The 23,833-nt window shown below is 38.4% G+C and carries 16 protein-coding genes; 12 read left to right on the forward strand and 4 right to left on the reverse strand.

Going from position 1 to position 23,833, the window contains the following annotated elements:
• The first annotated feature begins 62 nt into the window (after positions 1-62).
• The 4 genes from EUBDOL_RS07740 (at position 63) to EUBDOL_RS07755 (ending at position 8,843) form a co-directional block, all read left to right on the forward strand.
• Entirely contained in the window at positions 63-6,143 is a 6,081-nt protein-coding gene (locus EUBDOL_RS07740) for a discoidin domain-containing protein (RefSeq protein ID WP_004800335.1), read from the forward strand.
• A 91-nt stretch (positions 6,144-6,234) separates the two neighbouring features.
• Positions 6,235-6,729 (forward strand): hypothetical protein, encoded by a 495-nt coding sequence (locus tag EUBDOL_RS07745; protein ID WP_004800338.1) that lies wholly within the window; start codon positions 6,235-6,237, stop codon positions 6,727-6,729.
• A gap of 43 nt (positions 6,730-6,772) precedes the next feature.
• Complete coding sequence (locus EUBDOL_RS07750; protein WP_040463627.1) at positions 6,773-7,222, forward strand: hypothetical protein; 450 nt, start codon at positions 6,773-6,775, stop codon at positions 7,220-7,222.
• Between the two features lie 280 nt (positions 7,223-7,502).
• On the forward strand, positions 7,503-8,843 hold the full coding sequence (locus tag EUBDOL_RS07755; RefSeq protein WP_040463630.1) for an ATP-binding protein: 1,341 nt from the start codon (positions 7,503-7,505) through the stop codon (positions 8,841-8,843).
• A 220-nt stretch (positions 8,844-9,063) separates the two neighbouring features.
• On the opposite strand, the gene EUBDOL_RS07760 is transcribed toward EUBDOL_RS07755, so the two are convergent.
• Positions 9,064-10,047 carry an ATP-binding protein gene (locus EUBDOL_RS07760; RefSeq protein WP_040463632.1) on the reverse strand — a complete coding sequence of 328 codons (984 nt, stop codon included), beginning with the start codon at positions 10,045-10,047 and terminating at the stop codon, positions 9,064-9,066.
• A 92-nt stretch (positions 10,048-10,139) separates the two neighbouring features.
• On the reverse strand, positions 10,140-10,484 hold the full coding sequence (locus EUBDOL_RS07765) for an LPD28 domain-containing protein (protein ID WP_004800346.1): 345 nt from the start codon (positions 10,482-10,484) through the stop codon (positions 10,140-10,142).
• A gap of 414 nt (positions 10,485-10,898) precedes the next feature.
• Between EUBDOL_RS07765 and EUBDOL_RS07770 the strand changes: the two genes are divergently transcribed.
• From EUBDOL_RS07770 to EUBDOL_RS07780, 3 genes are read left to right on the forward strand one after another with little or no spacing between them, the layout of a single operon-like run.
• Positions 10,899-13,406: a ribonucleoside-diphosphate reductase subunit alpha gene (locus EUBDOL_RS07770; protein ID WP_004800348.1), complete on the forward strand. Its 2,508-nt coding sequence runs from the start codon at positions 10,899-10,901 to the stop codon at positions 13,404-13,406.
• Positions 13,407-13,416: 10 nt separating this feature from the next.
• A complete protein-coding gene (locus EUBDOL_RS07775; RefSeq protein ID WP_040463635.1) occupies positions 13,417-14,457 on the forward strand; it encodes a ribonucleotide-diphosphate reductase subunit beta in 1,041 nt (346 codons plus the stop codon).
• Positions 14,458-14,511: 54 nt separating this feature from the next.
• On the forward strand, positions 14,512-15,462 hold the full coding sequence (locus EUBDOL_RS07780) for an L-lactate dehydrogenase (protein WP_004800351.1): 951 nt from the start codon (positions 14,512-14,514) through the stop codon (positions 15,460-15,462).
• Positions 15,463-15,510: 48 nt separating this feature from the next.
• On the opposite strand, the gene EUBDOL_RS07785 is transcribed toward EUBDOL_RS07780, so the two are convergent.
• Entirely contained in the window at positions 15,511-16,014 is a 504-nt protein-coding gene (locus EUBDOL_RS07785) for a nitroreductase family protein (RefSeq protein ID WP_004800353.1), read from the reverse strand.
• A 52-nt stretch (positions 16,015-16,066) separates the two neighbouring features.
• Positions 16,067-17,110 carry a sporulation integral membrane protein YtvI gene (gene ytvI / locus EUBDOL_RS07790; RefSeq protein ID WP_004800355.1) on the reverse strand — a complete coding sequence of 348 codons (1,044 nt, stop codon included), beginning with the start codon at positions 17,108-17,110 and terminating at the stop codon, positions 16,067-16,069.
• Between the two features lie 354 nt (positions 17,111-17,464).
• On the opposite strand from ytvI, the gene EUBDOL_RS07795 reads away from it, so the two are divergent.
• The 5 genes from EUBDOL_RS07795 (at position 17,465) to EUBDOL_RS07815 (ending at position 23,832) form a co-directional block, all read left to right on the forward strand.
• Entirely contained in the window at positions 17,465-18,136 is a 672-nt protein-coding gene (locus EUBDOL_RS07795) for an ankyrin repeat domain-containing protein (RefSeq protein ID WP_004800357.1), read from the forward strand.
• 13 nt (positions 18,137-18,149) lie between these two features.
• Positions 18,150-20,231, forward strand: coding sequence for an elongation factor G (locus tag EUBDOL_RS07800; RefSeq protein ID WP_004800359.1), 2,082 nt, complete (start codon positions 18,150-18,152; stop codon positions 20,229-20,231).
• A gap of 85 nt (positions 20,232-20,316) precedes the next feature.
• Complete coding sequence (locus tag EUBDOL_RS07805) at positions 20,317-21,282, forward strand: P1 family peptidase (RefSeq protein WP_040463639.1); 966 nt, start codon at positions 20,317-20,319, stop codon at positions 21,280-21,282.
• 410 nt (positions 21,283-21,692) lie between these two features.
• Positions 21,693-23,048: an exopolysaccharide biosynthesis polyprenyl glycosylphosphotransferase gene (locus EUBDOL_RS07810; protein WP_004800363.1), complete on the forward strand. Its 1,356-nt coding sequence runs from the start codon at positions 21,693-21,695 to the stop codon at positions 23,046-23,048.
• Position 23,049: 1 nt separating this feature from the next.
• Positions 23,050-23,832 carry a hypothetical protein gene (locus EUBDOL_RS07815; protein ID WP_004800365.1) on the forward strand — a complete coding sequence of 261 codons (783 nt, stop codon included), beginning with the start codon at positions 23,050-23,052 and terminating at the stop codon, positions 23,830-23,832.
• Position 23,833 lies beyond the last annotated feature (1 nt).

The raw sequence follows: 23,833 nt of genomic DNA on the forward strand, positions 1-23,833 counted from the left end.
TATCTGAAGTAGAGGGTGTTACAAAGCGTTTTATTTTTAAATCTGCGGGAAAGGAGAAATTTATGATTAAAACGAAAGTGGGTAAATTGTGTTTGGCATCAGCGATGGCATTTACTACATGCGTACCATTTGCAGCCACACCGATTTATGCAAAAGACGAATCTTCTTTTAAAGGTGTATTAGCAAGTGTCGATAGTGTTACTGTGGGGAAAGATAAAAACATTGTCGATATTAGCTTCAACGGGGGAAAGGTTAAAGGTCGAATCACATTCTTAGAGGACGGTATTTTCCGTTATAATGTCGATCCGTCAGGAGAGTTTAGCGAATATGCCACTCCAAGAAGTCAAAGCCATAAGGCAACTATTCAAGCACAATCAGATGATTCTAATGTGTATAGCAAGCCGGAAGCAAAAATTACCGATGACGGCTCAGCTTATAAAATCAGTGCAGGCGGAGCAACGATTGTTCTTGATAAAAATACTGCGGAAATGTCAATTGTCAACGAAGCAAATGAAACTGTATTGGATGAATCAGCGCCATTGAGCATTGGTAACCAAACAGTGCAGCAATTAGAACAAAAAAGTGATGAATACTTTTTTGGAGGGGGAACACAAAACGGACGTTTTACGCACAAAGGTAAAACAATTAACATCGCAAACGAAAGTGGATGGACAGATGGTGGTGTAGCTTCACCAAATCCATTCTATTGGTCTACAAACGGTTATGGTGTATTAAGAAATACCTTTGCACAGGGTAGTTATAACTTTGGAAACGGTATTTCTAATGTAGCAACTACACATAACGAAAATGAATTTGATGCGTATTATTTTGTAACTAGCGGAAAAGAAAAATCAGTTGCCGAAACTGCAGAAACCGTGTTAAATGAATATTACGATGTAACAGGTAATCCAGCGCTACTTCCTGAGTATGCTTTCTACCTAGCTCATTTGAATTGCTACAACCGTGATGGTTGGACAGCTGAGTCAGATAAAGGCTGGACTTTGGAAGATGGTAAAAAATACCAAGAATTAGGTCAAGCTGAAGGTTATGTTATTCCGGAAGGAACATATGCCGAGTCTTTAAATAATGAAGGGCCGACAGTAGATAAGGATAAATTTAAGGGTGTTATCAATGAGGATACTCAAAAATACTCCGCACAGGCTGTTATTGACGGACATATTAAATATGATATGCCGTTAGGTTGGTTCCTACCAAATGACGGATACGGCTGTGGATACGGACAGAATGGTTACTATCAGAAGCGTGAAGCTGGTGAAGGTACGGAACGTATGACTGCAGCTATTGATGCTAACGTTGCAAACCTGAAGAAATTTACAGATTATGCAGAAGCACGTGGTGTTCGTACCGGATTATGGACACAAGCAGCATTGACACCTGAAGATAGTGAAAAGGATTCTCATTATCAGGGCTTCCAAACATTACGAGATTTCAAAAAGGAAGTTAAAAACGGTGGAGTATCTGCGCTTAAAACAGACGTTGCATGGGTAGGACAAGGGTATTCTATGTCATTGAATTCCGTAAAGGACGGATATGATATTCTATCTACAAGCGGTAAACGTCCTGCACTTGTATCACTAGATGGTTGGGCAGGCTTCCAACGTTATGCTAGCGTTTGGACAGGCGATCAAGAAGGTGGAAATTGGGAATATATCCGATTCCATATTCCAACATATATCGGACAGTCTTTAAGTGGTAATCCCAATATCGGTAGTGATGTTGATGGTATCTTCGGTGGTTCCAGTTTGATTACTACTCGTGATTTGCAGTTCAAAACATTTACTCAGACAATGCTAGATATGGACGGTTGGGGTGCAAAACCTAAAAAACCTTATAACAACGGTGATCCTTATACTTCAATTAACCGTATGTATTTGAAGTTGAAAGCACAATTGATGCCTTATCTTTATACATACGCACATGAATCCGTAGATGGCTTACCAATGATTCGTGCAATGTTCCTAGAGGAAGCAAACGCTCATACATTCAGCACTGCTACTCAGTACCAGTTTATGTATGGAGATAATTTCCTAGTTGCTCCTGTTTATCAGGATACAGCTATGAAGGAAAATGGTGATGATATTCGAAATAATATCTATCTTCCATCTACAGCAGATACTTGGATTGATTACTTTACAGGTGAACAATATAAAGGCGGACAGGTTATCAACAACTTTGATGCACCACTTTGGAAGTTACCATTGTTCGTTAAAAACGGATCTATTATTCCAATGTATGAAGAGAATAATAACCCAATGACAATTACAGAGGATAACCCTAAAGGTCTAGATAAAACAAGAAGAATTGTTGAATTCTATCCTTATGAAGAATCTTCATTTGATTTAATCGAAGATGATGGTATTTCTTTAGATCTTGCTAACGGATCAAGAAATTATGGCGGACAGGTCAAGACCCATATTACTTCTGTTGTTGATGGTGATAAAGCTACCTTAACAATCGGAAAATCTAATGGAAATTACAATGGTTATAATTCTAACCGTCATACAACTTTCGTTGTAAATGTTTCAAAAGAGCCTTCTTCATTAGAAGCGAAGAATGGAGCTTCTAAGGTAAGCTTGGAGAAAGCAAAAGATTATGCTGATTTTGAAGCAAGAGCTAAGAAAAACGAAGCAGTATATTTCTATGATGAATCTCCTAACTTGAATAAATATTCAATGGACGGAGAAGAATTCAAGAATACAAAAATCACTACAACACCTAAGCTATACGTTTCATTACCTAAGACAGATGTAAATCAAAATGAACAGGTATTGGTTGTAAACGGATTTGAAAACGACAGCGAAGCATTGCACATGAAGGACGAGCTGAACGAAAAACTAGCTGTGCCTACATTAAAATTCGATGAAGAAAAGAAAACTCCGACAAGCATTTTAGCTGAATGGACAACTGTACCAGAAGCTACAAGCTATGAAATGATGATTGACGGTGTACTTTATGCAGTAGGTGATGAAAAGACAACAAGCTATAATCATGTAGATTTAGCTTATAATTCAGCACATACTTATAAGATTCGTTCTAGAAACAAAGATGGCTATTCAGCATGGAGTGAAGAACAAACAACTTCATCATTACAAGATCCATGGAGAAATGTGCCTGATGTAGAGGTTACTTGGAATGGTGGAGATGCATGGGGAGCATTGAAAAATGCAACTGACCACAATTTATCTACAATTTTCCACTCAACTAATGGAGATGCGGTATCTAAGGCTGAACCATTGATCATGGATTTGGGTGCTGGATATCAGTTGGATAAATTCGTATATACACCACGTGGTACAGGTCAGTCAGGTGATGGACCTGTTGGTGTAAGCAGTAATGGTACTGTTTCTCAGATGGACGTTTATATTAGTCTTGATGGTAAGAATTGGGAAAAAGTACACGATGGAGCAAGCAATCCTTGGACATATCAAAAAGATGCAGAGGTTAAAGACAGTCAAAAAGAAGTTTCTTTAGAAGGAAAATCTGCACGCTATGTTAAGTTGATTGCTACAAAATCTGTTGGTGGATTCTTCGCTGCGAATGAATTATCTGTGTATAAGAAAGATGGTACAAGTCCATTTGCAATCGGAAGTATCAGTGCTCAAGGTAGAGATGAGGTAACGGAATCAGATTATCAGAACTTGATGACTTATAAAGGCTTATCAACAAAGGATAATCCAACATTTGCTAATCAGGTTCAAAACTATAGTATGGACATCAATATGAACGGTGTTTACGATGTTTATGATTACACTTATACAATGTTTAATCTAGATGGCGGTACTAAAAAGGAAGGTTCTGTTTCCGGAAATGCATTGCTATTGCCAAGTGCAACAAGCGTAAATGCAGGAGATACATTTACAATTGATGTATATGCCGAAGATGTTAAGAATCTAAATGCTATCGGACAGGTAATTAACTATGATCCTAGCAAATTAGAATTCCAAAAAGCAGAACAGAGCGCGTTGATTGCACAGATGGAAGATTTGACAGTTAATAAAACATACGATTCTGATAATACAGCTTATGTGAATTTAGCTTATGTAAATCGCGGTAATAAGCCTGTATATGAAGGGTCTGGTATTCTTGCAACGATTACGATGAAGGCAAAAACAAATCTTACAAATGTTGCGGAAGCAATTGAATTGAATAAAGTAACATTGATTGGGCCAAATCATAATGAAGTTGTAACGAATACAGATGAAACTCCAGAAATTCCAGATGTTCCAGTAGAAACAACGAAAGAATATACATTGAATGACTTTAACATTACGATGACAAATGATGTTCTGACAACAGATGATGGAACTAATGTTAATAAGATTCTTCAAGCTGGTGGATATGATGCATTGTTTAATGGAACAAACGGTCGTGAATTTGAATTTAAGTGGTCAGCACAATCAGCAGATGCCGAAAAGCTTCCAGCTTATGTAAAAGTACCGACTACTATGCACTTTGAATTTAAAAAACCTAGTTCATTAACGAATTTCGTAGTTCACAATTCTGATAATGCAACTGCAAACAGCAACGGGTACTTAACAAGTGTTAAGGCAACGATTACTTTTGCAGATGATAAGGTTGAACCGAAGGTAATTACATTTGATAAGCCACAAGATGCTTACGAATTTGTTACTGGATCTAATGAATTGGTTAAAAAGGTAGATATTGAATTCCTTTCATCATCAGGTACTGCACAGTACGATGATCCTCAGAAAAACCGTATGTTGACATTGGGAGAAATCGACTTTAATTTGGTAACTGGTGTACCGGTAGAAGGAATTAAACCAGCAGACAGCAATGCAAAAGAAATTTTTGTAGGTTATTTATCAGATGTGAAAGCAGTTATCACTCCAGAAGAATGTCCTAATAAATTCTTTACAGTAACAAGTAGCAATCCGGAAGTTGCAAGCATTGTTACTTTAGCTGATAAAAACGGAAACCCTATTTACAAAGTACGCGGTGTATCAGAGGGTGATGCAACAATTACCTTAACATCTGCTGCGGATAAGACAAAGACAGCCTCTTATGTAGTTAGAGTAGTTAAAGGTGCTGATAAGAAAGAATTAGCACAGCTTATTGAAGATTACAAAAACTTAGCTGCTGACAATTACACTGCGGAATCTTATGCTAAGTTTGAAAAGGCGTTAGCAGAAGCATTGAAGGTTAATAGTGATGTTGATGCTACACGTGCAGAGGTTGATAATGCTACAGTAGCTTTACGTAACGCGGTTATGTCTTTGGAAACGAAACCAGTTGATGAAGGAAAACTATTATCTGGACATATTGAATCAGCAGATGCGCTTTACAGTGAATCCAATACAGCGGACAAAATGTTCGATGGTGATTTATCAACTTATTGGGAATCCCCATATAGCGGATCTAATGTAGGTTTACCAAAAGATGTAGTTGTTAAGTTAAATAAGACTTACACATTAGAACAATTAACATTTATTTCTCATACTGCACGTAACGGCGGTGTAACAAATTATCGTATTTCTGTAAGCATGGACGGCCAAAACTGGACAAACGTAACTAGTGGACTAGTAGACTATGATGCATATTTGAAAAATGAAAATGTTACTGTAAATGCACGCTTTGCTCCAGTTAATGCAAATTATGTTAAATTGACAGTTCTTGAAGCAGTAGGTAGAGTACAAAGTGAAGATAATCAATATGCACGTATTGCTGAGATGAAATTGTATGGAGAAGTTCCATCTGAACCAGTTGATACTTCAAGCTTAGAGCAACTTGTTAATAAGTATAAAGATACCGAACAGGGTAATTATACTGATGAAAGTTGGGCAGCATTCCAAAATGCATTGTTTGAAGCAAATGCTGTACTAGAAAAGGAAAATCCAACACAGGACGAAGTAGATACTGCGTATGCTAATTTGAAAAATGCGATTGAAGGATTAACTGACAAAGAAAATCCAGATAAACCGGTAGATCCAGATAATCCTACAGGTCCAATTCAACCTGTTGATCCAGAAAACCCTGGTAATCAATCCGGCGGTTCAAAGGATGAGACAAATACCGGAGATGTAACAAATTTAGCAAATATCTTTATTCTGTTATTGCTTTCAGGTGCAGGACTTGTATTGCTTCGAAAGAAAAGCAGACAATAATTGAACATAAAGAGTGAGAGGATTAAACTTTCACTCTTTTCAAAGTTTAATAAAGATTTAAAAAAGTATAAAAATAGATAGAGGTAGTTGAATGAAACTGAAGATGACAATTTTGGTAGCAGCTTTATTGTTGTGTAGTGGTTGTAATGCGGCAGAAGAAAAACCAATCAAATATGTTAATTGTAAAAGAATGGATTACTATAATGTAATGGATATCGAAACAAATATTAAAATCGGATATCAAGGTCTTGATGTTGTGAACACAGAAACTATTGAAAATATTACATTATATAAATCCGAAGATGTTAGTAATGAAGAAATGACGAACATGGTAAATGATATGTTAAAAGCATATGATGAACAGAAGAAAAAGATGGAAAAAGATAAGGCAATTGAATTTGATTATACATACGATGAATCAAATATTACAACCTATGGAAAAATCGACTATGGAAAAGTTGATGTGGATAAGCTGTTAAAGGAAGATCCAAGTCTAAAAGATTTAATTGAAGATGGTAAGTTTCATGTAGTAAAAATGAAAGCAAGCTATGAGGCTCTAGGAGCTGTTTGTACGGATTTGGAATAAACTTATATAATATATTGCTATTATGAAAAAAGTGAGTGATGTAATGAAAAAGCTGATTTTAGGCGTATTCTGTATATGTATGCTTGTAGGGTGCGGCTCCAAAGATGCTTACGAGCGAGATGAGAGTGCCGGTAAAATTGTTACTATTACACTAGATGAAATGCAGGAAAAGCTTTCGAATAAAGAAACCTTTCCTATTGTATTTACAACAAGCTATTGTGGTTATTGCAGTGAGTTTCATGAGGTATTTGAAGAATATATAAAAACGCATCATGTTGTGATGTATGAAGTGGTACTTGATATGGAAGATCGCAGTGAACAAGAAAATTTAGATATTATTTTGCCGCATTTCCCACAATTCTATTCTACTCCGGGGGTATTCTTTGTAAAAGATGGAAAAAATGAGGAGTATTTAGATTTTGCAAGCTTAGGTATGAATGAAGAAGTAATTGATGAGTGGGTGCAAAAGCATCAATTAGATAGAAAGAAATAAGATTAAGTTAAGGTGATTGATACTATGATTTCAATCATCTTTTTTTCTACTTAGCTTATGCCATTAACGTCAACGACTTGATGGTGAATGGCTATTAAATAGAATCTACAGAAATAGTAAGCTATAATAGAACAGTGCTTGTATCTGTATTTATCAAAGCATATTGTTCACTAAACTATATAAAAGTGTGAAATATAATCACTAAAAACTATATAATTATGTGATTTTAGTTGTTGCTCTCATGATTTTAACATATAATATAAATGTAAGAGGTGATTTTATGGAGCGATTTATCTTAAAAAAACTGTTAGACTGGAAGAATTCTTCTTATCGAAAGCCATTGATCTTGAAGGGAGTGCGTCAGGTAGGTAAGACATGGATTTTGAAAGAGTTTGGCAAACGCTGTTATGAAAATATAGCCTATTTTAACTTTGACGAAAATGAAGAGTATAAGCAATTTTTTGAAACTACCAAGGACGTAGATCGGATTCTGCAAAATTTGATGCTTGCCAGTGGTCAGAAAATCTTGCCTGAAAAAACCCTTATTATTTTTGATGAGGTGCAGGACTGTCCTAAGGTAATTAATTCTATGAAATATTTTTGTGAGAATGCGCCGCAATATCATATTGCTTGCGCCGGATCTTTGTTAGGTATTGCTTTGGCAAAGCCATCTTCTTTTCCGGTAGGTAAGGTTAATTTTATGCAGATTGATCCGATGACATTTACTGAGTTTCTACTTGCTAATGGTGATGAAAATCTAGTACGGTACTTGGAACAGTTGGATAGTCTTGAACCTATTCCTGATGCCTTCTTCAATCCTCTCTATGAGAGATTGAAAATGTATTATGTTACCGGCGGTATGCCGGAATCGGTGTTAATGTGGACGGAGGCACGAGATGTTGTTGCTATGCAGGAAGCATTATCCGGAATTATCGGAGCTTATGAACGGGATTTTGCCAAGCACCCGAATCTCAGTGAGTTTCCAAAGATTTCAATGATATGGAAGTCTGTTCCTTCTCAATTGGCAAAAGAGAATAAGAAGTTTCTCTATAAGGTAGTTAAGGAAGGTGCACGAGCTCGTGAGTACGAAGATGCTTTACAATGGTTGGTAGATGCTCGTTTGGTGCATAAGATTTATCGTAGTTGTGCGCCTGGTTTGCCGATTGCTGCTTACGATGACTTATCGGCTTTCAAACTGTATTTAGTAGATGTGGGATTGCTCCGCCGTTTAGCTCAGTTGGCTCCTACTGCCTTTGGAGAAGGAAATCGCCTGTTTACTGAATTTAAAGGTGCATTGAGTGAAAATTTTGTGTTGCAAACTTTAATTACTCAGTTTGAAGTCGTGCCACGTTATTGGAGCCAAAACAATCCACCTTATGAAGTTGATTTTCTCATTCAAAGGGAGAATGACATTTTTCCTATAGAGGTTAAATCTGAAACTAACACAAGTAGTAAAAGTATGAAGAAATTTAAGGAGCTGTTTCCTGAAAAAGTCAAACTTCGCATACGATTTTCATTGGATAATCTGAAGCTGGATAATGATGTGTTGAATATCCCTTTGTTCATGGCGGATCAGGCAGATCGTTTGATTGGGTTGGCGTTAGAGCAAAATAAAGTATAATAACAGAAGATTTGTTAACGAAGCTTGAATATAAATGTAATTAAAAAGATATTTTAAATATACCACATGTGGCTTTCTGCTAATCAAATGGCATCACTTGTTGGTAGAGATTCAAAGACAATAGGAAAGCATGTAAATAATACACGAAAAGACAGGACTACCATTTGGCAATCTTGTTCTTTTTTTATTTTAGAGCTATTTCGACTGTTATAGCCCTTTTTTATTTAGTAATCCATGTACCACTTCGTTTAGAACCCGCTCGTTCTAATTTACCAAGTTTTTGTAATTTTGCACATATTTTTTTAACACCAGCTAAGCTTACTCCTGTTAGGTTAGCAACAGCTTGCATAGATAAGTTAGGATTTTCAGTTAAAGCGTTATATACTTTTGTCTGTTTGGTAGATAAATCCGATTGATGAATTTCTTTTTGTTTTCTCATTGTTATATCAGGTCTTTCAAAAGCTAGTGGAAGAGTAACTTTTAACATACCATCATCAAAAGAAAAAACATCTCTACCATATTTTTCTACTATAGTAGGAATACCATGTCCACTTTGTTCTGCGTATTTAGCAGCCATGAATATTGTTAATAGACTTTTGTTTACAGGAACACTTGTTCCATGGTAGAAACCTTCTTTAGATAGTGAGAATGGAAGTCCACCATAGGAAACGATTTCAATACGATCATCAAACATATATACAGATGGTGCAAAACCATTCTTCCAGTCGTTGTGTAGACTAGCGTTGATCCATGCTTCTCTAAAACTTGCAAAATTAAATAAAGATTGTTCTTCTCTAAGTGAACGTTCAAGATTTACAGCTGTGCTATTTATTGTCTCAAAGTATTGCATAACTTCAGAAACAGAAACTAAAAGACATTTACTTCCATATTCTGTTCTTTTAGACATAACACTTTTATCTAATCCTTCAAAAACTACGACCTTTAATGAGATTTCGTTATTATCGGATAATAAATAAGCATTCATATTAAATTTTCCATCCCTATTTAATAATCCATAATTTGAATAGAATTCTTTTGTAGGTTTATGATGGATTCCATTTCCTGCTAATATTCCGAATAAAGAAGTAAATGTTAATTCTTGTAATGGTGAAGTTTTTTGACGTAAAATATCAGAATCAGAAGTAGCAAGCATTTTTCTTAACATATCATTTGAAGCTTTTTCGTTAGCTGATACATTACGCAAATAATATCTTCCGTCAAAAATAGGCTACTCATTAGTCTACTTTTTAGTCTACTTTTAGTATACCAATTAGTATACTAAAGGAAATATTGAGATTATCTTTCCATTCGTTGTATATTTTTTTGTTGATGTAAATAATCATTTACGGTCATATTGTCTTTATCAAGATATTGGATATCCTTATCTTCATCAATCAAACGATATCCTTGTTTTCCTAAATTGATTTTTTTATCTGATAGAATTGTACCTTGAAAATTAACAAGAATTCTATGTGCTATTTCACATAGGATACCTTGACATTTATCATCATGACGAAGCTCGTAACGATAGATATTGTCTGGTAAGTGAAGATTATTTACTCGAAGGTCGGCATAAAGAACTTCTTTATTAAATAACTTAATTGGTTCACATCGTAATTTGTCAAATTCTTCTTTTGTCATAGTTTAGTTTCTTTTTTATTAACTGCTCTCTCCAATTTGTTTTGCTTTTTGTTTTTTAGTCCAGCGAAGTTGAAAGTAGATTTTAATGCTTAGTAATACAAATAAAATGATAATAAAACAGGGGTTGTAACAGTTGAAATAGCTCTAAAATAAAAAAAAGAACAGGATTGCCAAACGGTAGTCCTGTCTTTTCGTGTATAATGTAGATATGAAAAAAAACAACATTTAGACAACAAGATTATAAAACATATTCTGATGGTGTGTAACTGTGTTTGCCGTTAGATTTATCAATTTTCAACCATACTTTCAATCTTCCTATTAAAATGCTAATAGGAATATCGAATCCATGAGCAAATGAATTGCGTAGAAGCTTTTGTGATGGTTATACTAATAGCACAGAAAGTAGGCTGAAACATGAACATAGTAAAGCGAGATGGAAGCATACAAAGCTTTCATGAGGAAAAAATCAAAGATGCTATGCGTAAGGCATTTAGAAGCACCCAGCTTCCCATTGAAGAAGAACAGCTGCATATCATGGCAGTGGAAATTGTATCTCAGCTTAGCGAGGGGAGTCGAGTGGAGGATATTCAGGATAAGGTTGAGGAAGCCTTAATGAAGCATTCCTATTTTCAAGTTGCCAAGAATTATATATTATATCGCTCAAAACGAAGCGAACAGCGCAAGGCGTTGAAATCTCTTGTGGAAGAGGTACAGGACGAAGGGCTTAAAGAAGTTTTTTTTCATATCCAAAAGGACTTCGATATGGAAGTCTACGATATGTCCGCCTTATTAACGAAGCTGCGTACCTTTTTAAAGGAAACGATGAATAGTGAACAACGCATGGAAATGCTTATTCGAGCAAGTGTAGAAATGATTTCCAAAGATGCACCGAAATGGGAGTACATTGCAGCTCGTCTTTTTGCATACCGTATGCATAACGATATTGCAGCTCGTATGCAGCAATTAGGCATTCAGGACTTTTATGGAAAATTGGCGTATCTTACTAAGGAAGGATATTATGGCTCTTATATTTTAGAAAACTATACCCAAAAAGATATTGCCGAATTAGAGGCATACCTGCAAGATGAGCGGGATCAGCTTTTTACATACAGTGGTTTGGAATTGGTTGTGAAACGCTATTTGATGCGTGCGCATAATCATGATATTTTAGAAACACCACAGGAAATGTTTATGGGAATTGCAATGCATTTGGCAATTCCGGAGCAAGAACGTGTTGTGTGGGCAAAAAAGATTTATGATGTCTTAAGCAGCCTAAAAGCAACCATGGCAACACCGACCATGTCGAATGCCCGTCGTCCATATCATCAGTTATCCAGCTGTTTCATTGATTGTGTCGATGATTCCTTGATGAACATTTATAAATCCATTGAAAACTTTGCCCAGGTATCCAAGTATGGCGGAGGCATGGGGCTTTACTTCGGTAAGGTACGTGCCAGTGGAAGCGATATTCGTGGCTACGAGGGAGCTGCCGGAGGAATCATTCGTTGGATCAAGCTTGTTAATGATACCGCAACAGCCGTCGATCAGCTCGGTGTTCGTCAAGGGGCAGTTGCTGTGTATTTAGATGTATGGCATAAGGATTTGCCGGAGTTTTTGAATTTACGAACCAACAACGGTGATGATCGCATGAAGGCACATGATATCTTTCCGGCACTTTGTTATCCGGATTTGTTTTGGCGAATGGCAAAAGAGGATCTGAATGCTACTTGGTATTTGATGTGTCCGCATGAAATTCATAAGACCATGGGATATCATTTAGAGGACTACTATGGTGAAGAATGGGAAAAGCGCTATTTTGAATGTGTAAATGATCCTCGCATATCCAAACGTGAAATGCTGCTAAAGGATATTGTACGTTTGATCTTGAAATCGGCGGTGGAAACCGGAACTCCGTTTGCCTTTAATCGGGATCATGTCAATCGTATGAATCCAAACGGACATGAAGGTATGATTTATTGCAGTAATCTGTGTACGGAGATAGCTCAAAATATGAAACCGTTGGAGCTGTTGGAAAAGGAAATCGTAGAGGTTGATGGAGAAAGCATCGTTGTGGAAAGAAGCAAAGCCGGAGAATTTGTGGTATGCAACCTTGCCTCTCTTACCCTAGGAAATCTTGATGTGCAAAACGATAGCGAATTGCGTGAGGTCATTCGTGTATTGGTACGGGCACTAGATAATGTTATTGATTTGAATTATTATCCTTTAAGCTATGCGAAGATTACCAATCGCCGTTATCGTCCGATCGGTTTAGGAGTGAGTGGATATCATCACATGCTGGCAAAGCAAGGTTTGCGCTTTGAAAGTGAGGAACATTTGGCGTTTGTCGATACGCTGTTTGAAAAAATCAATTACTATGCCTTGGAAGCAAGTAGTGATTTAGCAAAGGAAAAGGGCAGCTATGCTTGCTTTGAAGGCAGTGATTATGCTACGGGAAGCTATTTTGATAAGCGATCTTATGTTGATGAAAAATGGTGGAATCTGCGTAAGCAAGTAAAGGAAAACGGCTTGCGTAATGGATATTTGATGGCAGTTGCGCCAACCAGTTCCACTTCGATCATCTCCGGTACCAGTGCCGGTGTTGATCCGATCATGAATAAATATTTCTTGGAGGAGAAAAAGGGCAGTATGATTACCCGTGTTGCACCGGATCTAAGTCCGGCAACCTTTTGGCTTTATAAACAGGCACATTTGATCGATCAAAGCTGGATCGTTCGAGCAGCTGGTGTACGACAGCGTCATATTGATCAAGCCCAATCGGTTAATTTATATATCACCAATGAATTTACTCTGCGTAAGGTGCTGAATCTTTATATTGAAGCATGGGAGCAGGGAGTAAAAACCATCTACTATATTCGCAGCAAATCCTTAGAGGTTGAGGAATGCGAATCATGTGCAGCGTAAGGAGGCAGCTATGAATTTACAACGAAAACCGCTTTTTAATGAGCATGGGGATATTGACGTTCATCTACGTAAAATGATCAACGGCAATACGACCAATTTAAATGATTTTAACCACATGAAATATACTTGGGCAAGCGATTGGTATCGGCAGGCAATGAACAACTTTTGGATACCGGAAGAAATCAATCTTAATCAAGATGTGAAGGATTATCGAAAGCTGTCAAAGGCGGAAAAGGACGCTTATGATAAAACCTTATCCTTTTTGATTTTCTTGGATTCCATACAAACCGCCAATTTACCTAATATCGGAGAATATATCACTGCCAATGAGGTCAATCTTTGTTTGACGATTCAAGCCTTTCAAGAGGCAGTGCATTCGCAAAGTTATAGCTATATGCTGGATTCTATTTGTTCACCACAGGAGCGCAACGCCATCTTGTATCAGTGGAAAGACGATCCGCATTTGTTAGCACGTAACAAGTTTATCGGTGATTTGTATAATGATTTCATGGAGCATCGAGATGGAGAGCATTTGATCAAGACCTTGATTGCCAATTACATTTTAGAGGGTATTTACTTTTATTCCGGATTTATGTTTTTCTATAATCTCGGACGTATGGGAAAGATGCCCGGTTCCGTACAGGAGATTCGTTATATCAATCGTGATGAAAATACGCATCTTTGGCTGTTTCGCTCCATACTGTTGGAATTGAAGAAGGAAGAGCCGCAGCTTTTTACACCAGAGCATATTGAGATATATAAAGGTATGCTGAAGCATGGAGTAGAGGAAGAAGTCAAGTGGGCAGAGTATGTGCTTGGAGAGCGCATGGAAGGCTTGACCATGGAAATGGTAGCGGATTATATTCATTACCTGGGAAATTTACGAAGCAATGCACTTGGTTTTGGCAGCTTGTATGATGGATATGAAAAAGAACCTGCTTCGATGGAATGGGTGTCTATGTATTCCAATGCGAATATTATCAAGACCGATTTCTTTGAGGCGAAATCAACTGCCTATGCGAAATCCAGTGCCTTGGTAGATGATTTATAAAAATAGGATAGATAACGTTATTTTTGCTATAATAAAGAAAAAGGAGGTGCTTTTATGAATGAAAAAAGAAAGGTCGTGCTTGTTGGAACCGGCTTTGTCGGAATGAGCATGGCATATAGTTTTTTAAATACCGGTGGAATTGACGAACTGGTATTGATTGATGTGAATGAAGAAAAGGCAATCGGAGAAGCGATGGATTTACAACATGGCTTGCCTTATGCACAGGGAAAGCTGAGCATTAAGGCAGGAGGCTATGAGGAATGCAAAGATGCCGGTATTGTGGTGATAACGGCCGGAGTAACACAGACACCACAGGAAACACGCTTGGATTTAACGGCGCGCAATACGAAAATCATGCAAAGCGTAACCGAGCAAATTATGGCAAGTGGCTTTGATGGCATCATCGTCATTGCCAGCAATCCGGTGGACTGTATGACCTATGTTGTGCAAAAGGTAAGTGGTCTGCCAAAGGAAAGAGTGATCGGCAGCGGTACATTGTTAGATAGTGCCAGACTTCGTTATTTAATGGGTGAATATCTAAATGTATCCAGCAACAATATCCATGCCTATATCATGGGAGAGCATGGGGACAGCAGCTTTGTACCTTGGACCAATGCCTATGTCGGTTGTAAACCGCTTTTAGATGTTTTAGATGAGCAAGGTAAGGATTTATCACAGCTGCATGATATTTATACACAGGTTCAACAGGCAGGTTATGAAATCGTAAAGCGCAAGAAATCAACATACTATGGCATCGGGCTTTCTTTAAATCGCTTGGTACAAGCCATATTTAATGATGAAAATGTGATTTTGACCGTATCGGCTTATCAAAGTGGCGAATATGGACAGCGTGGCTTATATATCGGTGTACCGGCAATCATCAATCGTCATGGCGTACGTGAGGTCGTGAAATTAAAACTGAATGAAGTGGATCAAGCTAAATTCAATCATAGTGCACAGATGCTTAGCAGCATCAATCACGAAACGATCGATCCGCTTTTATAAAGAAAAGGCTCCTTAGGATTGTAATAGATCCTTAAGGAGCTTTTGCATTTATTCGATGATGCTTAAAATTTTTGTTTCATCAAAGGGAGGAACTTGTGTCTTTTCTTCTGCTCCATAACCGATTGCGATGGCGGCAATCGGCAAGAGCTGTTCATCTATGCCATAATATTTACGAAAGGCGGCGATGCGTTCCTCACGAGGACCGATTGCACACCAACAACAGCTTAGATCTTGATGGACAGCTTCTAGCAACATATTTTCGATTGCCGCACTGGCATTGACATACAAGTATGTGGGATTGCTTTCACAATGCAGATCACCGAAAACCAAGATAGCACAAGGAGCTTGTTTCATCATTTGCATATAAGGCTGTAAGGTTGGCATTTCATCAAGTGCTTTACGATTGGTTACGATCATATAGCGTGTACTTTGGGTATTGCGAGCCGATGGTGCACACATACCGGCATGAAGGACCTCCTTGAGCTTTTCTTTTTCGATTGGCTTGTTTAAATATTGACGAATACTTCTGCGTTTTTCAATTTCCTTTAGCATATTATCACCTCTTTTTCTTTTATTATAGCTATTATAGCACAGGATCAAAGCGTTAGTTTTCCTGTTGCAGCTTTTGTATCAGCATACATACAAAAGGAGCCAAAAGCATACCGCAAATTCCAAATAACTTGCCTCCGACATACATGGCGATAAGGGTAACAAAAGGGTGCTGTCCAAGCTTGGAAGATAAAATTTTAGGCTCTAAAATACTGCGGATAATTCCGATGATAAGATTTAAAAGTAGCAAACCGACTGCCAACTTGGTGCTGCCTGCGATATAGGAAACAAATGCCCAAGGTAAAAGAATACCACCGCAGCCAAGAATCGGCAGCATGTCAAACAGTGCAATGCCAAAAGCGATGAGCGCTGCTTTATGAACTTTTAATAAGACAAGTCCCAGCCAAAGCTGAAGAAAGGTACATAACAGCAATATCCCATAGGCCTTTGCCATTTGTTTCAAGGTTGTTTTTACAAGTTTTGAGGTACGCAGCAGCTTTATTCGCCACGCTTTTGGAAGCTTGCTTGTAATTGCGGTGGTAATGCCTTGATAATCGGCATTGATAAAAAAGGAAGAAACGATGGAAAGAAACATTGCAAATAGAATGTTAGGTAAGGAAAGCATTAGCTTGCTGATGGTATAAAGGAAGCTTGAGGTTAGTTTTGAAAGAAAGGAGGCAAGGGATTGTTGAAGTTGTATGAGTAGGGAATGCAGGATATCAGCAAAGGGCAGTTCTTTTGAAAGGTTGCTTACTTGAAGGTCGGATTGTGCAAGGTAAGGAGCGATGTATTGCTGATAAAACGCAGGCAGCTGCTCCATGAGATCTTGTAAAAGCAAAATTCCTTTAAGGGCTACGATAAACAAGAGGAGGGCTAAAAAACAATAAAATAGAAAGAGTAGTGCGGTGGAGTATAAACGTATATGATTTCCTTGTGTGAAGCGAAAAACGATGGGGCGCAGGATATAGGCAATCGCAAAGCCAATCAAAAAAGGAAGAAATAACGGTATTACATAATAGAAAAGAACATACAGCAGTGCCAGTATGCTTCCGTAATATAGGAGCTGAAGTACAAATTGCTTTTGTTTTTGAGGATCCATAGTTTCATTGTATGAAGAAGTCTCAGAATTTAGAAATCCTTGAAAAGACAGAGGAGAAAGAGGTAGATCTACAGTTTTGGCAAAATTGGTAGATTTTTGGAAAAATCAGTAAATGATTATCATGGAAGCCCTTGTAATCTTGCGTATTTGCGTTAAAATGGAAGTATCAAAAAGGAAGGGAGTGTGAGTTGTATGAAACAAATGGTTGGCAAAGTATATGACAAAGCACTTCAAGATGGACCATTCGGTCCAACATTTCAATATGGTTTTCAATAGATGTGAGGCAAATTTGCTTTGCGTCTATTTTTTTACCAACGTTTTGATCGATAGCAGAACAATAAGGAGGAGATTATTATGGATCAGACATTTAACAAAGCTTTTTGGGACGCATGTGCCAATGGAGATTTTGCGACCGTATGTGCGGAAATCGCAAAGGGCTGTGATATTAACTATCAAAACGGTGATGGACGTACCGGCTTGATGCGTGCGGCTAAACGTGATTATAAGGATATTGTACGTGTGTTGTTGGATAACGGTGCCGATGTAAGCTTAGAGGATAATAAGGGAAAAACAGCTATCATGGGAGCAGCTAAAAAAGGCAATAAGACCATTTGCAAGAAATTGATTGAAGCAGGTGCCGATGTGAATGTAGCAGACGATCGCGGACGTACCGCTTTGATGCGTGCGGCTTTCTTAGGGAACGATCGCTGTGTAGAAGTTTTACTAGATGCCGGTGCAGATATCAATGCGCAAGATGAAGCAGGACGCAGTGCCTTGATGGAGGCATGTGTTGCTTTTAAAAAGGATACGATCAATTTATTGTTAAAGCGTGGAGCCGATGTAAATTTAGGTGATAATAACGGAACAACTGCTTTGATGCGTGCAGCTTATGGCGGCTATGCTAGCTTAGTAGAGGATCTGTTGGGACATGGGGCTGATAAGGATTTGGTAGATAAGGAAGGCAATAAGGCAATCCATTATGTACGCAGTGAATGCTTGGCGCAGCTAAAGCCGATTTTGAAATAAGGGGGTTAGGAAGATGCGAGATTATTTATCACATGAAGTACGCAACGTCGTTGTGCTAGGGCATAGCGGAGTTGGAAAAACAGCGGTATTGGAATCTATGCTATACTTCACCAAGGCCAGTGATCGCTTTGGTGTAACAAGTGAAGGAAGCTCTCTTATTGACTATGATGCAGAGGAAATCCGTCGTGGCATTTCGGTGTATGCTACCCTTGTACCGATTGAATGGAAAGATTGTAAGATCAACTTCTTGGATACACCGGGCTATGCCGATTTCATTCGCGGAGTAGAAGAAGGGGTTGCGGTTGGCGATAGTGCTTTGATTGTTGTTGATGCAAAAGATGTCGTACAGCCGGGTACACAGAAGGCTTGGGAGGAAGCGCAAAAGCACAATCTTCCGACCATCTTCTTTGTAAATAAATTAGATGAAGAAAATACTTCTTTTGACACCGCCTATCAAACCCTGCGTGATAGCTTTGGTAAGAGCGTTATTCCATTTGAGGTTCCCATCATGGAAAATGGAAAATGTATCGGTTCAGTCAATATTTTAAGAGATAAGGCATGGTATTTTGAAGGACCACTAGCAAATTCACAAAAAGCCCAGCCGGTTCCGGAGAATATGGTGGATATCGTTAAGGGATACAAGGATCAAATTGCCGAAGCAGTGGCAATGGGCGATGATGAGCTGATGGAAAAATTTTTCAGCGGCGAGGAATTCAGTGAAGCGGAATTAACACGTGGTGTGCGCCTAGGAGTACGCAGCGGAGATATTCGTCCGGTGTTTAGCGGCAGTGCAACGCATAGTGTCGGAATTGAGCGTTTGATGGATTTGATCATTAAGTATTTCCCAACGTATGGGGAATCCGGTAGTATCACCGTACATGATGAACAGGGAAAAGACGTAGTATTGGAAACAAATGAAAAGGAAAAGCTATGTGCGAAGGTATTTAAAACCGTAGTGGATCCATTTGTCGGACGTATTACGTATGTAAAGGTGCTTGCCGGCGTGATGAGTGCGGATTCTGTTGTTTATAATACCGATAAAGAAAAGCAAGAAAAGATTTCCGGTATCTTTATTATCAAGGGGAAGCATCAGACTGCGGTAGGGAAGCTGTTTACCGGTGATATCGGTGCGGTTGTAAAGCTGCAATATACGCAAACCAACGATACGCTTTGTGAGAAAAACGAACGCTATGTTACCGAGGATATTCCATTCTCTACTCCAATGCTTGCCATGGCGGTATATCCGGCTAGTAAAAACGATGAGGATAAGATGAGCAATGCGCTTGCCAGAATGGTAGAGGAAGATCCGACCTTACGCTTGGAAAACAATACCGAAACCAAGCAGAGTGTTTTGTATGGTGTAGGGGATCAGCATTTAGATGTTGTGCTTGCGAAACTAAAGGCGAAATATAAGGTTGAGGTGCGTTTGGAAACACCGAGAGTGCCTTATCGTGAAACGATTCGTAAAACGGCAATCGGAGAAGGTCGTCATAAAAAACAATCCGGTGGTCATGGACAGTTCGGACATGTATTTATTGAATATGCACCAAATCCCGATGTTGAAGAAATGGTCTTTGAAGAAAAGGTTTTCGGTGGAGCAGTACCACGTCAGTATTTTCCGGCAGTAGAGGCAGGACTTCGTGAATGTATGACGAGTGGTATTTTGGCAGGCTTTAAGGTTGTTCATGTGAAAGCAACCTTACTTGATGGAAAGTATCATGATGTCGATTCCAGTGAAATGGCATTTAAGCTAGCGGCACGCTTATCTTATAAAGCCGGTATGGCAGAAGCAAAACCAATTTTATTAGAGCCGATCGTAAATATTACCGTACGTGTTCCAGATGATTTCACCGGTACGATTATCGGAGATTTCAATAAGCGCCGTGGAGCTATCATGGGCATGGATATGGTTGATGGATATCAGGAAATCAAAGCTCAGGTTCCACTTGCGGAGCTATTGAAGTATCCGATTGAACTGCGTGCCATGACGCAGGGTCGAGGAGTTTATACACAGGAATTTGATCGTTATGATCCGGTTCCACAAAACTTGGCAGAGCGTATCATTGCTCAACATAAAAAAGAAATGGAAGAATAACCAGGTAAGGCGGAGCTGAAATGCTCCGTTTTCCTTTGTGCTTTTGGAAAAGATACGTTACAATAACAGTAGTGAGGTAAAGGATATGAAGGAAATAAAGATTACAGATATTAAGGGAATTCAGGTTGGCTGTGCACAAGATGAGGTAGGAGGAAGCGGTTGTACGGTTGTGTTATGCAAGCAGGGGGCAGTTGCCGGTGTTGATGTACGAGGCGGAGGTCCTGCAACGCGTGAGACGGATTTGTTGAATCCAATCAATATGGTGCAGCAAATTCATGGTGTTATGTTGAGTGGGGGAAGTGCGTTTGGTTTAGATGCGGCAAGCGGGGCAATGCAATATTTGGAAGAGCAAACATGCGGATTTGATATGCAGGTTGCTTATATTCCGATTGTATGCGGTGCATCGCTGTTTGATTTGTCAGTGGGTGATCCCAAGTGTCGTCCCGATCGAGAAATGGGGTATGAGGCTTGTAAAAACAGTGAGCAAAATGCTTGGGAAGAAGGAAATTACGGTGCCGGTACCGGTGCCAGTGTTGGAAAATTGTTAGGTTTTGATAAGGCGATGAAAAGTGGACAGGGTGCATATGGCTTGCAGCATGGTGATTTGCAGGTCGCAAGTATCGTAGCAGTCAATGCTTGTGGAAATGTATATGATTTTGAAAACGGAGAGTTGTTGGCAGGTATTTATGATCAGAAGCAAGGACGCATGTTAGCAGTGGAGGACATGCTGTCGATGCAGGAAGAAGCATGGCAGAAGGCAAATTGTGCGAATACGACAATTGGCTGTATCGTAACCAATGCCAAGCTGAGTAAAGCGGAATGTAGTAAGGTTGCCGGAATTGCACATGATGGCTATGCACGTGCGATTCGTCCAGTGCACATGACAAGTGATGGGGATACGATTTTTGTATTGAGTACCGGTGAGGTAGAGGTAAATCTTGATGTTGTTGGTGTATTAGCAGCAGATACGATGGCAATGGCAATTAAACGTGGAGTTAAAAAAGCCGAAAGTGCGTATGGTCTGCCATCAAGTCAAGAGATTAAAAAATAATATTTAAAGCATGGAAAGCAGAGGATTGCTGTTCACAGTTGGATTGGTAAGTATATATAATATAAGAAATGAAATCAAATGAAAGCAGATACAAAAACATGACGGTTACATTTCTATGAATATTGTATATTTTATGTTTCGCTTGCATGATTTCGGTTGAATTGTGAATAGCATTTTACTGTTTTTGTAGGTAAATAAAAAGTGATTGACTTTTCATTTGATGTGTAATAGTATATAAATGCTATTAAAGATATTTTTTAGCGTACGAAATTGAATGTAATCTGATAAATCATTGCTGCATGCATGTTTAAAGGGTTGCAGGGTTACGAGTAATTGTCCAAAGAGTTTTTTTGGACAGGCGAAGCTCGTCCTTTTTTTTGCCCGAAATACTCGGGGGGGGGGGTAGAAATATGACAAATAAGAAAAAAATGCTATTATCAATTATATTATTAGAGGGATTTGTTTATGGCGGACTCATGTATCTGTTTCATATAGATTTTGCAAAACATTATATTGTATTATATTATATTTTTCAGTTTATTTTTAGTCGATATCGGGAAGATAATCATTTGATATGGGAAGAAATGAAAATGATTATTCAAGCGAATGGAATGCTATTTCTTGTGCAGGTATTGTTTAACGATGTTCTTCAACAGAATATTTTCGATTTAGCTGCGCTCACTGCGCTTATCATCGTTTTCGATATTATTTTAAATCGAACGATGCGTGTAATATTCAGAAAATATGTTGCCGATCGGGTGTTGGTTATTGGGATTGGTAAGCATGCCAATGATTTTGTGAAAATCACACGAGAAAATCGCTTTGCGATGATGAATGTATTGGCATGTGTCGATATTAATCACGTGGAGGGATTTGAAAATTATCATCAAGCATGCCGTGTAGAAGATGTTGAGGTTGTTGATTATAAACTACTAGATGAAGTTATTGAAAAATATCGTATTAATTCAGTTATGCTGGCAATTCCGGATTCATCTAAGTCGCAAATGCAGCGGATTATAATGGATTTATTTGACAAGGTTCCGATTGTAAAATATATGCCGCGAGTAAATGGTATGATGACCTTTGATTCAACAATTGCCGATTTTGATGGTAAGCTAGTGGTTACTTCGTCGCAAACGAAAACACATGTTATCGGTAAGATCATTAAGCGAATCATTGACATTATTGGAGGTATTTTGGGAGTTCTTTCCTTAATACCGTTGTCTGTCATCATTAAAGTGATTTCCTTGAAAAATGGTGATCATGCTTCGATTTTCTTTACGCAAGATAGGATCGGAAAAGATGGAAAGAAAATTCGTATTTATAAATATCGTTCTATGATTCCGAATGCGGAAGCAGAGCTGGAGCGATTGATGAAGGAAAATGAGGATATTCGCATTGAATATCTGACGAATAAAAAGCTGGTGAATGATCCGAGAATTACCAAGATCGGTCATTTTATACGTCGTACAAGTATTGATGAGTTCCCACAATTTATCAATGTCTTGATGGGAAATATGAGTTTGGTTGGTCCACGCCCATATCTTTTTAGGGAGAAAGAAGATATGAGTATTTATTATAAATCTGTTATAAAGTGCAAACCGGGAATAACCGGAATGTGGCAGGCACATGGCAGAAGTGATTTGTCATTTAAAGAACGCTTGGTTTTAGATGACTACTATTATAGAAATTGGAATGTTTGGCTGGATCTGACCATTGTGTATAAAACCGTAAAAAGTGTAATATTTAAAAAAGGAGCCATGTAGTATGAAATTATCGAAGGCAGAGAAAACAGTCATCTTTGCGACTCTTTTTTGTGTAGTTGTTATGTTTGGGGTGGGTTATTTCCGTTTGCAGCGTGTTGATGATAAGCAGTATGCTTCTAAGCTGCCAAATGCGAAGGAAGCATTTTCAAAGCTGCGTTTGAAGGAAAATCCGTTGATCATAGAAGCAGGGAGTAAGGTAAGCAAGGATCCTGCTTTTTATTATAAAGGAAATAAGTCTATCTTAGCGGATATAAAATTAGATGTATCGAATGTCGATCCTTCGAAATTAGGACGCTATACGATCAAAGCAATTTATCAAGGTCTTGAACAAAAGATTCAGGTAGAAGTTAAAGATACGCAAGCGCCTCAAATATCTATCGCAGCGGATAGCTTTACTTTTGAGGTAAATGATTATTCAACGATAGATGAGGTCATGGCGATGGTAGAAGCCCATGCGACAGATGCGTTTGAAGGCAGTGTGGAAATAGAGCCATGGATTGATTATCTTCCATATGAGTCTGCAACCTATACATACGAGTTAATCGCAAAGGATACGAGTGGAAATACTTCAACGAAAACGATTACGATTTCTTATGTGTATGCAGCAGCTTATGATAATATTGGCGAACCACAGGGGAATACGGTTGTGCCGCCTGAAAATCAAGGGCAAGCACCCGAAAGCAATAACAATATCAATCCGCCTTCAAATCAAGGCAATACTGAAGGACAGTCGGAAGAAAACGGTGGCAGCGGCGGAGTTGAAGACCAGCCGATTGTAGAATGAT

Source organism: Amedibacillus dolichus DSM 3991 (genome assembly GCF_000154285.1).
Taxonomy (GTDB): domain Bacteria; phylum Bacillota_I; class Bacilli_A; order Erysipelotrichales; family Erysipelotrichaceae; genus Amedibacillus; species Amedibacillus dolichus.